General features: G+C 58.0%; 9 protein-coding genes. 4 read left to right on the forward strand and 5 right to left on the reverse strand.

The genetic code is table 11. The annotated features are described in order from the left end of the window. Positions 1 to 233 precede the first annotated feature (233 nt). Complete coding sequence (locus KOM00_RS15310; RefSeq protein ID WP_216499810.1) at positions 234 to 866, forward strand: hypothetical protein; 633 nt, start codon at positions 234 to 236, stop codon at positions 864 to 866. Between the two features lie 383 nt (positions 867 to 1,249). Next, entirely contained in the window at positions 1,250 to 1,729 is a 480-nt protein-coding gene (locus KOM00_RS15315) for a class II SORL domain-containing protein (protein ID WP_216499811.1), read from the forward strand. Between the two features lie 503 nt (positions 1,730 to 2,232). On the opposite strand, the gene KOM00_RS15320 is transcribed toward KOM00_RS15315, so the two are convergent. Both KOM00_RS15320 and KOM00_RS20715 read right to left on the reverse strand, forming a co-directional pair. After that, positions 2,233 to 2,979 carry a hypothetical protein gene (locus KOM00_RS15320; protein WP_216499812.1) on the reverse strand — a complete coding sequence of 249 codons (747 nt, stop codon included), beginning with the start codon at positions 2,977 to 2,979 and terminating at the stop codon, positions 2,233 to 2,235. After that, on the reverse strand, positions 2,954 to 3,196 hold the full coding sequence (locus KOM00_RS20715) for a hypothetical protein (RefSeq protein ID WP_236026999.1): 243 nt from the start codon (positions 3,194 to 3,196) through the stop codon (positions 2,954 to 2,956). The genes KOM00_RS15320 and KOM00_RS20715 overlap by 26 nt, the downstream gene beginning before the upstream one ends. Positions 3,197 to 4,835: 1,639 nt before the next feature. Here KOM00_RS20715 and KOM00_RS15330 point away from each other — a divergent pair. Further along, on the forward strand, positions 4,836 to 6,665 hold the full coding sequence (locus KOM00_RS15330; protein WP_437178067.1) for a methyl-accepting chemotaxis protein: 1,830 nt from the start codon (positions 4,836 to 4,838) through the stop codon (positions 6,663 to 6,665). Between the two features lie 670 nt (positions 6,666 to 7,335). Here the strand turns inward: KOM00_RS15330 and prsR are convergent. Together prsR and prsK are read right to left on the reverse strand one after the other, a co-directional pair. Further along, entirely contained in the window at positions 7,336 to 8,694 is a 1,359-nt protein-coding gene (gene prsR, locus KOM00_RS15335) for a PEP-CTERM-box response regulator transcription factor (RefSeq protein ID WP_216499815.1), read from the reverse strand. An 11-nt stretch (positions 8,695 to 8,705) separates the two neighbouring features. After that, complete coding sequence (gene prsK, locus KOM00_RS15340) at positions 8,706 to 10,769, reverse strand: XrtA/PEP-CTERM system histidine kinase PrsK (protein ID WP_236027001.1); 2,064 nt, start codon at positions 10,767 to 10,769, stop codon at positions 8,706 to 8,708. Between the two features lie 375 nt (positions 10,770 to 11,144). Between prsK and KOM00_RS15345 the strand changes: the two genes are divergently transcribed. Beyond that, the gene (locus KOM00_RS15345) at positions 11,145 to 11,774 is read left to right on the forward strand and encodes a Crp/Fnr family transcriptional regulator (protein WP_239027511.1); all 630 of its coding nucleotides are present in this window, start codon (positions 11,145 to 11,147) and stop codon (positions 11,772 to 11,774) included. A gap of 112 nt (positions 11,775 to 11,886) precedes the next feature. Here the strand turns inward: KOM00_RS15345 and KOM00_RS15350 are convergent, their stop codons facing one another. Then, on the reverse strand, positions 11,887 to 12,591 hold the full coding sequence (locus KOM00_RS15350) for an Ig-like domain-containing protein (protein WP_216499818.1): 705 nt from the start codon (positions 12,589 to 12,591) through the stop codon (positions 11,887 to 11,889). Positions 12,592 to 12,620 lie beyond the last annotated feature (29 nt).

A 12,620-nucleotide genomic window follows, 5' to 3' on the forward strand; every position in this document is an offset into this window, starting at 1 on the left:
GCTTCCTTCAGACCCCTCCTCGCGGAGACGCCCTTGCCGTCGGCTAGTACTTCGTTGACGCCGTCTCGCGACGGTGTTGGATTCTACGTACAGGGGACTTACACCCCATAAGTTCACGCCCATGCCGGGCGTACACAACGTCCTTGGACGCGGACGGCTAGCGCCGCCGGTCAAGAACGCCCCCGTTGGGCCGAATAAAACAGGAAGAAGGAGCGGAGGAGGTTTTATAAGTAATGTACGTTGAGTTTGAACTACCCGCAATTCCTGAGCATGCGTCTGATTTCGCGCAATATTGGCTCAAATCTTTGTTCATACAGTTTCCATCGAATAGATATCAGATTAATGCGTTGACCAGCACGTATGTTCGGCTAGTTGAGGCAGCGATCATTGAGTATCAGCTTGGAGCCATAAAGCTGGGAGAGTTTTGGGGCACACATTCGTCTTTTAACGTTGGGGCAATGCATAGGTCGGTGTCTCACTTTGAGACATGCATATCGAACATGTACCGTGCGACAAACTGCTTCCGCCGACTCAGGCGCGACAAGAACCCTTTGTCTCAGATGCTGAACGCCGAAAAGGCAAATTTCGCGACCGATTCAATTGCCGACAGATTTCGCATGATTCGCAATGAAATTCATCACCTTGAAGAATTGGTCATGAAGGAGCAGATCGCAGATGGACAACCATTTGCCCTCAAACCAGACGGCCCAGAAACTCCACATCCGACTGAGCCAAACCAGACCATAAAGACAATTGACAGGCTTGTTATTGGTACACGCGAAGTGCGGTTTGGTGAACTTACCGAATGGCTCTCAGAGATGGCGAACTTCGCAGTGAAGATTGCCGATTTCCTTCCCAGCAGTTGATCATATTCTGATAAAGCATAAACAGGGGCGGTATCGGGTCTTGAATTATAATGGGGACCGAGGGGACGTTGTTAGTATTTTCACTTTTGTCCTGGTTTCGTCACTATCAAATGTCAACATAACAACAACGTCAAACGGTCACAAGTGCGAAGGAGGCTTTTGCAACCGCAGGAGGCTTCACTCCGCCATCAGGCCACAAATGTCAAAAAATCAAGAACGTCCTCCCCTCTTCCTCTTTCCTTTCTTCCCCCCTCGTCACCCCTCTTCCTTGCATTGTGAAAGGTCTTCCGTTGACTTGTCCCAACCAACCACTAAACTCATAAGAATTACAAAAGACCAGCCGCAGCAAGGGTAATTGCGGCAATGCCATGAGGAGGTGTGAGATGAACAGACGGGCTTTTCTGAAAACCACTGTTGCAGGCTCCTTTGTCGTTGGCTTCGCTGGAACGGTTGCTGCGGCCGAGCGCTATTTTCCAGACCAAGTGGACACGAGGCTCTTCGAGACGATCAACAGGGTAAAGGACCCAACTAAAAAGACCCCGCTTGAGAAAAGCCATGCGCCTGTCATTACCGCGCCAGCCTCAGTGATGGCCGGCAAGCCTTTCACCGTGGAAGTATCTGTCGGTGAAGTGCTCCACGGCATGATGCCGGCCCACTGGATAGGCTTTATCGAACTCAGCCTTGGCAACGAGCCATGTGGAAGAGTGGACCTGCAGCCGAGGGGATACCTGGCACCGAAAGTCGCCTTCAACGTTGTGGTCCCCAAAGAGGCCGCACCGAGCGGGAAGGTGACCCTGGTGGCGAAACAGCAGTGCAACCTCCACGGTCTATGGGAAGGTACCCTCGATATCGCAGTGACCTGATCCCAGCCGACGCGAGGTGCACACCTCCATCTCATACCTGCCGGTTGTAGCGCGCGGGGATGATGTGGGTGATGAGGCCAAGCGGCATGCCAATTCAAGCGGGGAGCACACGGGAATTCTGGTGCCTGTCATGTCCAAAATTCCTGTTTGCTTTTTTAGCGGATAGGCAGATAATGACTCTTACCTGCTATGAAGACCATCGTACCGAAGGGATGCTAATCAACATCTCTATTGAATGCGCCAGCCTCCAGAAGCAGGGAAAAGCTCCCGCTCCACCAGCCATCGGTCCTGAAAAAGCCGACCGCTGAGCGTAGACAGTGCTAGCATTAAAAACGCTACGCTGCCGCCGGGAGCCATCACCGAAACTGCTTTGGTCAGAGACCGCACTCAGACTTGCCAAAAACAAGTCCAAGAACAGCGGCAACCTCCCAAAGCAGTTTCTTTTTTGTGCCCCCGTCGTTCGTTATCCCAGCGCATCCATATCCCTCAAGGCCTTTCCCATCTCAACTTGAATAGAAGCGCTCAACCTCCATCCATGCCTCATCTCCCCCCGGTGATAGATAGGGCCTGATCTCGGCACCGGTGGAAACTGCCATGCATCCCCCCACCGCCTCGCACCAAGAACCGCCTCCGACAGCTCCAACTGTTCGTTTTATAACCGATGACTCGTTTATCGCGATTGATGACTCGTCTATCGCGATTGATGACTCGTTTACCGCGATCGATGACTCTTCTACCGCGATCGATGACTCGTCTACCGCGTTTGATGACTCGTTTACCGCAGTTGGTGACTCGTGTATCGCGATCGACGACTCGTATATCACGATCGACGACTCGCATACCGCGATCGATGACTCGTGTAGCACGATCGACGACTCGTGAACCGCGATCGACGACTCGTGTACCGCGTTCGACGACTCGTGTACCGCGTTCGACGACTCGTGTATCGCGTTCGACGACTCGTGTATCGCGTTCCACGACTCGTGTATCGCGATCGACGACTCGTGTAGCACGATCGATGACTCGTGTAGCACGATCGATGACTCGTCTATCGCAGTTGATGACTCATTTATCGCGAGAAGTGACTCGAGAGGCTCGATGGGATTAGATTTCGGGGACAGGGAGGCGAAGTTTTTTGGAGAGCATATGACTTGTTGGAGGTGAGAGGACGATCTGGGGAAAACATGGGGGATGCTGGCGGCATCCCCCATGTTGGTTGTTGGATCATGATGGAGTGCCGCTGTCTCCATCTGCCGACTCAGCATCCCCTGCGATGCGAGCTGCGGCAGTTGCCTTGGCCCTGGCGTGACCTCTTCTTTCCTTGGTGAGATCGAATCCGGAGGCGATGAGGATCCCGGGATTGCACACCGCCATCATGTCCAGCAGAGCCGCGATCTGGTCCAGGTAGACCACAAGTTGTGCCTGGAGCCCCTCGCGTTCCGCTATCACCAGTTTACTGCCCAGCATCGACTCGTGGTACACCGCGTCGTGCTTGTCCGATGCCGAGAAATACGCTACGACAAGCGGTAGATTGTTCCCCCAAAATGAGTCGGGAAACCTCGTTTGGTCAGCCAGGGAAGCTCTCGTCCTCTGGTTGAACTCGTGGAACCTTGTTGCGGACAGGTTCCGGTAATCACGCAGTATTCGCTGACACTGACCTGTTGTCACTTGCACCTCCTTTCTTCGCAATTACGAAGTATGGTTGTTAATTAACCGCCACCAATTTAAACATTCTCTAGACTACAAGGTTGTGCAGGCAATGCAAGCTTTGCGGCGAAGAAAAATAAAAATCGGAGTAAGCAAATCCCCTGCGTCCCGCTTTGGTAAAGGGGGAGCAGGAGTTTACGTTCGGCGCTTGGCGGATAGCTTACGTGCGTTTATACAGCGTCGTTACCGGCCTGGTACCGAAAAAGGGAAACTCCGTGACGAGGTTTATCGGGGCTGACACTTGGGTGCGGGTGTGCCACTTGATCTATGGGGATTGGCAGATCAGTCGGGGTATGAGACCATTTGCAGAGTACGCAGTCGACTTTCGTGAAGTTTGCCTTCCAAACACGTAAATAACATAAATATAATGTATTACAATCTGCATTGTGTATACTTTTTTTCTCTGTTTATTCCTCACCTTATAGATCCTAAAGAAGCTCACCTCTCCTCTTATACCGCTCCCCTTCACCAAAGCTAATCGTTTTTCCCTTCATTTATTCACGTCTCCCACCGAAAGCAACACCAGCTTTCAACGCAAAATGAAGAATCTTCAGACGCATTCTACTAAAAAACCGCGCCGGGCTAATTTCTAAATGCCGCCCTCCCCTTCTCTTCGGTGGCGGCCCAAAGTCACGATACACGCGTCGGGGTGACGCCACCACTAAACCAGAAACAAGGACAGGAAGGTATGGAAATGAAACTCAAGGTAAAGGTAATGGTTGTTGTCACTGCCGCGGCGGTTCTGGGTGCCGCAGGTTCTCTCGCGACGGTGCGTGTATCCACGTCAGTCGGATTAGGCACCGGCGCAGTTGCATTCACTCTCATCCTCGCCCTCGGCGGGTACCTGGCGCGCACGGTTGCAGCAGAATGGGACCGAATCGTGGAGAACAGCGCCCGGACAATCGAGACGATGACGGGGGAGCTCGAAGCAGAGCGTGATCAACTCGTAGCAAACAACACGCAGACGGTGGAGAAATTGACGAGGGAGTTCGAAGCAGAACGGGCCTGCCTCATCGAGAAGAACGACTGGTTCCGCGCCATCATCGACGCGGTTCCGTTCCCGGTGCATGTGACCGACAACGACATGAACTGGACCTTCATGAACAAGCCGTTCGAGACGCTGCTGGTCCGCGAGGGGCGCATAAAGGACCGTGATTCCGCAGTGGGGCTTGCCTGCAGTAACGCGGCCGCCAATATCTGCAACAACGAGGGGTGCGGCATCAAGCAGCTCCACAAGGGGGTGAACGAGAGCTTCTTCACCTGGTGCGGCTCCGAATGCAAGCAGGACACTGCATTCCTGTTGAACGGCAAAGGGGAGAAGATCGGATTCGTCGAGACGGTGACGGATCTCACGGCGATCATCAGGAACCGCGACTACACCCAGGCGGAGGTGGAGCGCATGGCGGGGAACCTCACCAGGCTCGCGCTGGGGAACCTGGACCTCGACCTGAAGGTTGCGGAGGCGGACCAGCACACCGTGGTGGCGCGCGAAAACTTCGTGAAGATCAACGACAGTCTCTCCAAGGTGAAGGACGCTGTGGGTGCCATGATCGTCGACACGGAAACACTTGTGAACGCCGCCCTGGCCGGCGACTTCCAGACCCGCTCCGACGCATCCAAGCACCAGGGTGAATTCCGCGCGATCGTTGACGGGGTGAACCGTACCCTGGACGTGGTGGTGGAGAAGAACGACTGGTACGAGGCCATCATCGATGCGGTCCCCTTCCCGATTCACGTCACCGACAACGACATGAACTGGACCTTCCTCAACAAGCCTTTCGAGGCGCTGCTGGTCAAGGAAGGACGCATCAGGGACCGGCGCACCGCGCTGGGGCTTCCCTGCAGCAACGCGGCCGCCAACATCTGCAACACCGAGGGGTGCGGCATCAAGCAGCTGCACAGGGGGGTGCCCGAGAGCTACTTCGACTGGTGCGGCTCCGGGTGCAAGCAGGACACGACGTACCTCATGAACCGCAAAGGGGAGAAAATCGGCTACGTCGAGGTGGTCCAGGACCTGACGGCGATCATCAGGAACCGCGACTACACCAAGACCGAGATCGAGCGCATGGCTACCAACCTCCACCTCCTCTCGCAGGGGGACCTGGATCTCGATTTCGCCCTCACGCAGCCCGACCAGCATACCAAGGAGGCCCACTCCGACTTCATACGTATCAACGACAGCCTAAAAAGCGTGAAACTTGCCATGGATCGCGTCATCGGCATCACCAAGGAAATCGCCGACGGGAACCTGAGCGTTGAAGTCACGCCGCGCTCGGAAAAGGACGAGCTGCTCAAAGACTTGGCGGCAATGGTGCAGAAGCTCTCGGACGTGGTACTCGACGTGAAGCAGGCGGCGGACAACGTGAGCCTTGGGAGCAAGGAGCTTGCCGAGAACGCGGAGAACACGTCGCAGGGGGCTACCGAGCAGGCGGCCTCGGCCGAGCAGGCATCCTGCTCCATGGAAGAGATGAGCGCCAACATCAGGCAGACTGCGGACAACGCGATGCAGACCGAGAAGATCGCGGTGAAGTCGGCGGCCGACGCGCAGGAAGGTGGCAAGGCCGTTGCCGAGACGCTCGCCGCCATGAAGGAGATCGCAGGGAAGATATCCATCGTGGAGGAGATCGCGCGGCAGACCAACATGCTGGCGCTCAATGCGGCCATCGAGGCGGCCCGCGCCGGGGAGCACGGCAAGGGGTTCGCGGTGGTAGCCGCCGAGGTGAGAAAGCTCGCCGAGCGAAGCCAGAAGGCGGCGGGAGAGATCTCGACCCTCTCCACCTCCAGTGTCGAGATCGCCGAGAAGGCGGAAGCTCTCCTGGGCGAGATCCTGCCGAACATCCAGAGAACGGCGGAACTGGTCCAGGAGATCAGCGCGGCCAGCACGGAACAGGACGGCGGCGCCCAGCAGATCAACCAGGCGATACAGGTGCTGGACCAGGTGATCCAGAAGAACGCGACGGTGGCCGAAGAGATGGCCTCCACCGCCGAGGAGCTCTCCTCCCAGGCCGCCCAGTTGCAGAGCACCGTCTCCTTCTTCCAGGTCAGGGACAACGATGCCCCAGCGGGTCGGCTCGCGGAGGGAGTGAAGCGGCAAAGCGGCCGCGCCGCCGCGTCGATGACCTATGCGGCCACAGCCACCAAGGGTAGTCCCAAGGCGCGCGGCAAGCAGGCCGCCATCGACAAGGGAGTGGCACTGAACCTGGACCACAACGACTTCGAACGCTTCTAGGCGCGACCAAACGTAAGCGGCGCAGGCCCGGTGAAACGGACCTGCGCCGTTAAAATAAATATTTATTAATTACAATTGACATACGTAGATCTTATTCTATACTGCACAACTCCTACTCAACGAGCCACGACGTGCCGCAGCACGGAAGGAGTTATGCAATGGCAACCTGTAACGACTGCAGAGGTAAAAAGATCGTAACCTGTCCGGAGTGCGGCGGCACCGGCAATCTGTACTATGTCCCGGTGCTCGATATCTGGGAATCCGATTGCAGTGTCTGTCTCGGCAGCGGTACGATCAGTTGCCCTGCTTGCGAGGTGAGCCCGTTAGGTTCAGGGCTATCCAGGCCGCCTGCAGCCTGGCCCCCGCCCCCTGCCCCACCGGGGCTGTAACCTCCCCCAGAGCAAACGCAAAAGGGCCGGCAGATATTGCCGGCCCTTTTACATTGGAGTTGGATTGAACGTGCCTGTAAGTGGTCACCCCTCTCCGATTTCCCCTTTCGCCGTCCCCTCGCCTGAATTCTTGCAGATAGCATCCCCCTCACCCGCCTTTTCCCCTCTCCCGGAGGGCGAGGGGAAAAGGCGGGTGACAGGAGAAACAGCTTGGTCAGAGCGCCCAACGTCATGGTCTCGCGTGCGCGCACCAGGATTTAAACGTTGAACGTCGACCGGATTTACTGATGTATGGAGAGCTTCTTCATCAGATCGTAGAGGGTGGGGCGGCTCACGCCCAGCTCCTCGGCGGCCTTGAGGATGTTGCCGGACTGCCGCTCTATCGCGCTCAGGATCATCTCCCGCTCCATCCGCTCGCGCGCCTCCCTGAGGGAAAGGCTGTCGTTGCTGGGAGCCGGTATCGGCGGAGGCTCGAAATCGCAGCCAAGGTCAAGCGGGCCGATGCTGGAACCGTCGCACATGATGACGGCCCGCTGGATGCGGTTTCTCAACTCGCGCACGTTGCCGGGCCAGTCGTGCCGCTTCAGGAAGGCGACGGCGGCAGGCGACAGCCGCACCTTTTTCTTGTTCTCCTTGCAATAGAACTTAAGGAAATTGTCCGCCAACAGGAGCACGTCGTCGCCGCGATCCCTCAGCGGGGGGAGTTTGATGGTAACAACGCCGATCCGGTAGTAGAGATCCTCGCGGAAACGCCCCTCCTCGATCGCCTTCTGGATGTCTATGTTGGTGGCGCAGGTGGTACGGGCGTCGATAGGAATTTCCTCCCTTCCGCCTACCCGCTGGATGGTCCCTTCCTGCAGGAAGCGGAGCAGCTTCACCTGCAGGTTCACCGGGAGCTCGCCGATCTCGTCCAGGAAGAGGGTCCCCTTGTGGGCGTATTGGAGTTTGCCCCTCACCGCGGTATGGGCGCCGGTAAAGGCGCCTTTCTCATGACCGAAGAGCTCGCTCTCCAGGAGGTTCTCCGGGATGGCGCCGCAGTTGATCGCCACCAGGGGCCCCTTGCGGCGCAGGCTCGCCTCATGGATCGCGGCCGCCACCAGCTCCTTGCCCGTGCCGCTCTCACCGACGATCAGGATCGGCGCGTTGGAGGCTGCGACCTTCCGGATGGTGGTGTAGACTGCCTGCATCTCGGCGCATTTGCCGGTCATGCCCCATTGCTCTTCCGCTTCGCCGAGCGAGGAGAGCGCGCTGTTTTGCTCCTCGATGTTGGCGATGTGGAAGGCGCGCCCGATCATCACCTTCAACTCGGACAGGACCGGGGGCTTCGCGTAGAAATCGAAGGCGCCCATGCGCATCGCCTTCAGCGCGTTTTCCCGCTCGTTGTTGCCGGTCAGCATGATGACCTTGGTTACCGGGTTCAACCCCAGCATTTCGTCAAGGCAGCGAAACCCCTCTACCGAGCTGTCCGGGTACGGGGGAAGCCCCAGGTCGAGCACCACCACCGGGGGGTGCTCGCTCTTGAAAAGGGACAGAGCCTCCCGGGCATCGGCCGCCAAAAGCACCTGGTACTCCTGGGTCAAGCCCCATTTCAACTGCTGCCTGATATCCTCATTGTCATCGACAATTAGAAGCTTTCTCACCAACTCCTCCTTCACGCGGCCTTGATGACGCCGCCGGCCGAATCCTCCTCGGCAACGGGCAGGTGGACGGTGAATACGGTCCCCTCCCCTTCCACGCTGGAAACATCGATCCTGCCGCCATGGGCCGTCACGATCTGACGCGATTGGTACAGCCCGATACCGAGACCGGTCTGCTTGGAACTGCGGAACGGCACGAACAGGTCGTTTCTGATAAAGCGCGGTGACATGCCGCAGCCCTGGTCGGTTACCTTCACAAACGGGGTGCCGTTGCAGCCCACTTCCACCGCTATGGGAGCCTCGGGGGACGACGCCTCCACCGCGTTCAGGAACAGGTTCAATAGCACCTTCTGCAACTCCTCCCGGTCCCCCAGGACGATCTGCTGGCTTCCCTGCACAGAGATCACCCTCCCCTGCATCATCCCGGCACAACTCTGGGTGAGGGCAAAGAGATCCACCGGGCGCCTCTGCAAAAGCTCGCTCTCGCCCAGGTTGCGCAGCCGCCCGATCAGGTGGTGCATCTTCTTGGTGGTGTTACCCAGGCTGGTCAGCATGTCCTGCTGGAATTCCGGGTTGTCGATATGCTCCCGTGCGTTTTCGAGCACCAGCGAAATGGTCGCCGCCAGGTTCTTCAGGTCGTGCACCACGAAGGTCGCCAAGCCTCCCACGGCCTGCATGGCCTTGGACTGGGTGAGCTGTTCGGTGAGGCGCTGATGCTGCATGGCCACCGACACCTGCCGCGCGATGGTCTTCATAAGGTCGAAATCTTCATAGCGGTACTGCTCGTCGGGCACGACCTGCGCACCGAGCACGATGAAGCCGGAAAGCGCCTCCCCCTCGAAAAGTGGAACCACGAACGAGATGCCGTAGCGTTGGAGAAAGTCCCACTCCTGCTCGGTCAGGTCACGGTTGGGGTCGCTGCTGCAAAAGACCCATTGCCTCTCGCGCAGCGAAGTCAGGATCGGGTTGTCATCGCTGATGGTTTCCCGAAGCGGCTCCAGTTCCAGGTTCGAGGCCACGCAGTACCAACCACACCCCTGCTGGTGCTGGTAAAGGGCAGCGCCATGAACCCCGAAGATCTCGCAGTACGCGAGGAGCACCCTCCTGACCAGATCGTCTCCGTTTTCGAAGGTGGACAGCCTCTCGGTCAGCCCCAGCCACTGTGCCCGGTAGTCGTACTTGCTCTGGTAAAAGTGCTTGTGCAGCAGCACTTTCAGCTCCCGCTTGGCGCGGTCCGAGAGGAGGAGCAGCAGCAGCAGGATGCCCCCGATGAACCCCAGGGACAGGGTGAGCACCCGCGGGAACTGCGGTCCGAAATACTTCATCCCCTCGCCAAGCAGACCGAGCATGAGCAGGTAAGCGGAGACCGTCGCCACGACCACCGATTTCAGCACGACCGCCTGGGAGATCTTGACACGGGCGCTGCCGCGCCAGTGGGAACGGGCGTAGAGCATCATAACCGCGGCGATCGAGAAAAGCAGGGAGCGCAGCGGCGCAAGCTCAAGGTTGAGGGAGCGGTACAGCAGGGCGTTCGAATAGTAGAAGATGAGCACGGCGAGCATCGAGCCGAGCGCTACGATATCGAGCTTCACGCGCCACAGGGCCTCCGAGGAGGCGTTAACCAGGGTGGACTCGAAGTTGATCAGGGCCACGACCAGCAGCACCAGGATGGCGACATAGAAGTAATAGCCGACGTCGCCCAGAAACAGCACCGGTTCGGCGGGAAAATCCGGCGCGTAGTAGAAGGAAGCCGACGGCAGGAACGCGGGGACCAGCACCAGCAGTAAGCTGGCGCCGACCAGCAAGCGGTTCTTCAACGAGAGTCCCCGCTCCGGGATCTCTCGGGCGTAGGTGACGCTCAGCAGGAGCCAAAGAGACGGCAAGAGCGCCTCGACGAACAGGGCACACCGCTTCCACTCTATTTCCGGCCAGAAATTGTTCAGGGCGAAGAAGTCGAAAAGTTCCAGGACCGCTATGGTGAAAAAGGGGGCGGCAATATAGCTGAGCGTTCCGCTTCGTCTCTCCAGCAGCACGATGCGCAGCACGGATACCAGCAGCAGAAAGACTGAAATCAGCATAAGAGCCATCGTTGTCCCTCGGGCAAGGCCGGCAGCAAAGTTCTCCCCGGAGGCCCTCCCATCTGCTCCGACGGGTGAAGAATTAACTCAAAGCCCGTGCCGATGTCATTGGCGCTCGCTACGCGCCTGCCAGCAAGGGCCAACCGCCGGCAGCACAGGCAGAAAATACAGGCCAATGCCTGCTATACCTATACAGCCTAAGGCATAAATTGACAAGTGCTAATTGTTTGTGTTAAACACTCGAATGGCTGAGGTAAAATGTGAGCCGGAGGCACTGTGATGACTTGTCCTACATCGTCGAGAAATAAGCACGAATCGAATATCATTAGCAGCATTCCTTTCTTCTCATCTCTGACGCCTGACGAGGTGGACCAGGTGGAAAAACTGTTCAGAAAGAAGAATTACGAGAAGGAACAGATAGTGCTCTATGAGGAGGACACCTCCAGCTACATGTACCTGATCTATTCCGGCAAGGTGCGGGTAGTGAAAATGAACGACGAGGGGAAGGAGCAGATCATCACCATCCACAAGAAGAACGACTTCTTCGGAGAGATGTCGCTGCTGGACAACAAGACTTCCCCGGCCACCATCATAGCCCACGAGGACTCGGTGATCGGGCTCTTGCACAAGAGCGATTTCGAGCAGCACCTGATCCGCAACGACGAGATCCGAAGAAAGATCATCGAGCTGCTCTGCAGCCGGCTGCGCGAATCATGGGAGATGATCAAGATCCTCAGCTTCAACGCCGAAAACGCCCAGGACCGGGTGCTGTCCCTGCTGGACCGGCTGGGGGAGCTGTACGGAGTCCGGGACGACCGCGGCGTTATCATCGACGTGAAGATGACCCACCAGCAGATGGCCAGCTACGCCTCGGTCACCCGCGAAACCATGAGCCGGGTGCTGCGCAGCCTTGAGAAGTCGGATGTGATCAGCATCCTGGACAGCAAGGCGATCCTGCTCAACAAGAACTTCTTCGATACACGCAGCAACAGCAAGAGGCATTAAAACCCAGAAGACGTTCTACGTTCTGCGTTCAACTCCGCCTGCAACCGATGCTCCTTCGGTCGCAACGACGCCCCCATTTCCCTGCCCGGGCGCTACTTTTCTCCTGCAAATCCTATTGAATCTGGTTGCCGCTACCGTCGTACACCGCCGACAGTGCTACGCCGAACTCGCTCGCTTGAGCACCCACCGGCAGATTGGCGAAGGTCACGGTCATGATCTCGCCGGAGGCTATATTGCTGCTGGCGAGGATGAGGCTGTTGGCACCCGCGATGCTGGCGAGACCGCTGCCCGCGTAAGGCCCCGAGGTGCTGACCGCCGACAGGGTGGCGCCGGCAGGCATGGTCACCACGAAGTTCAGGCCGTAAGGGGCGGCAACCGGCAGCCCAGCCAGGGCCACGGTACCTACCGCGCCGGTGCCGCTCACCACGGTAGTCATGGTCGCGTAGACCGGGACCGTAACCGTTACGCCCGCGGATTGCCGCTCGTTATTGGCGGCGTCATAGGCCTTGGCGGTCCAGGTGTAACTTCCCCTGGCAAGAGTCGAGGGATCCCAGAGGTAGGTATAGGGAGCCGTACCGTCGCTCCCCTGCTTGACGCCGTTGAGGTAGAAGTCGACCCTGGTCACCCCGACGTCGTCGCTTGCGTCTGCGGTGACGGCGGTGATGCCGGTAACGGTCGAGCCGTTGGCCGGACCGGAGAGGAAGACGGTGGGAGCGGAGCTGTCCACATTTCCAGGGGGGGTCCCCCCTCCCCCGCCTCCGCAGGACGTAATCAGGAGCATGATCCCGCACAGCAGCAATCGTTTCAAAATCTCCATGGCTCCTCCTTCAGCTCCTGGTGCAGATC

This window comes from Geomonas diazotrophica (assembly GCF_018919385.1).
GTDB classification, from domain to species: domain Bacteria; phylum Desulfobacterota; class Desulfuromonadia; order Geobacterales; family Geobacteraceae; genus Geomonas; species Geomonas diazotrophica.